Source organism: Rhizobacter sp. P5_C2, from assembly GCF_054049715.1.
The window spans coordinates 1-1,272 of the sequence record NZ_JBFULV010000242.1 but is presented as its reverse complement, the minus strand read 5'-3'; the positions used below and the strand labels follow the sequence as shown (position 1 = coordinate 1,272).

At 71.5% G+C, this 1,272-nt stretch carries 3 protein-coding genes; 2 read left to right on the top strand and 1 reads right to left on the bottom strand.

Annotated elements, in window-relative coordinates; all coding sequences use genetic code 11:
* Positions 1–446: AraC family ligand binding domain-containing protein (locus ACXJLU_RS33360; protein ID WP_457338007.1), on the bottom strand; the 446-nt coding region annotated here is incomplete at its 3' end.
* Positions 447–525: 79 nt separating this feature from the next.
* On the opposite strand from ACXJLU_RS33360, the gene ACXJLU_RS33355 reads away from it, so the two are divergent.
* Together ACXJLU_RS33355 and ACXJLU_RS33350 are read left to right on the top strand one after the other, a co-directional pair.
* The gene (locus ACXJLU_RS33355; protein WP_457338006.1) at positions 526–876 is read left to right on the top strand and encodes a cupin domain-containing protein; all 351 of its coding nucleotides are present in this window, start codon (positions 526–528) and stop codon (positions 874–876) included.
* A 147-nt stretch (positions 877–1,023) separates the two neighbouring features.
* The coding region (locus tag ACXJLU_RS33350) for a hypothetical protein (RefSeq protein ID WP_457338005.1) at positions 1,024–1,272 on the top strand (249 nt) is incomplete at its 3' end.

The following is a 1,272-nucleotide window of genomic DNA, read 5'->3' as shown; positions in this document are numbered from 1 at the left end:
GTCAGCGCCTCGCCGCGCAGCGACTCCTGCGGCTGGCCGATCGCGGCCATCGCGCGCTGCAGCGCGGCGGCGCCGGCCTCGTCGCGCACGACGGGCGCGCGGAAGAACGCGCTGCCGTGCGTGCCGGCGTCGCGTTGCAGGTGCTGTGGCAATGCGTCGGGGTCGACGTAGAGGATCGCGTAGCCGAAGCCCTCGTCGGTGCCGCGCTGGCCGTCGTGGGCCTCGTCCGGGTTGAACAGCAGCAGGTCGCCGGGCAGGCTGGCGTGGGCCGCACCGCGGCAGTGGAAGGTCTGCACGCCGCTGTGCGTCACGCCGATCGCGTACTGCGCGTGGCTGTGCCGCTCGAAGACATGCTCGGTGAAATGCGCCCGCATCAGCGTGATGTCGGGCGTGGCGCCGGGCTGGAAGCGGGCCCAGTCCGAGCGGCCGGAAGGCGCGGTGCTCATGTGACAAGCGTACAAGACCCGCGCCGCGGGCGCCGGCAGACTGTGTGCAGTTTCACTCCGCACGCAAGGGCTTTCTTCCATGAACGCAATCGACCTGCATGACAAGCTCGGCCTCTTCGACGACCACTGGGCCCCGCGCACAGTGGCCGAGTACAACGGCCACGACGTGATGGTGGTCAAGGTGGACGGCGAGTACCGCTGGCACGCCCACCCCGACACCGACGATTTCTTCCTCGTGTTGAAAGGCCGGCTGCACATCGACCTGCCGGACGGCACGGTCACGCTCGGGCCGGGGCAGATGTTCGTCGTGCCGCGCGGCGTGCAGCACCGCCCGTGGGCCGAGGAGGAGACGCACATGCTGCTGATCGAGCCGACCGGCACGCCGAACAGCGGCGATGTGGCGACCGGGGCGCCGCGGCGCGTGCTGTGATGGCGTGATGCCGGCAGACAAAGCGCCTGCATCGGCTGCCGGGATGGAACCGATGCCCCGGCGCGGTCACCCACCGCCGTCTTCAACCTGAGCGGGCATCACGTCGTGGGAGTCGGTCCTGTCGGTCCCGTCGGAAGTGCAACCGCCTTGTCGGGGCCGGTCGAGCCGCTGCCACGCCCGCCCGACCGCCAGGCCTACCTGGTCCTGAAGGTGTCGAGGTGCCGCGGCGGCGCCCGGTTCACGGTGGCGACGGCCTGCTTCGACGGGTCGGACGGGCAGGGCGTCGATGCGCTGGCGGACATCACCGGCGGCGATTCGGCGAGCGACGACAGCTCGTCGGTGGGCACGACGGACGGAGCGCGGAGCAAGGGCCGGCGCGGCGTGTCGCGCACGGGC

Excerpts from the sequence above, each read along its gene's own strand:
- ACXJLU_RS33355 (WP_457338006.1), top strand. The coding sequence starts at position 526 with ATGAACGCAATCGACCTGCATGACAAGCTCGGCCTCTTCGACGACCAC.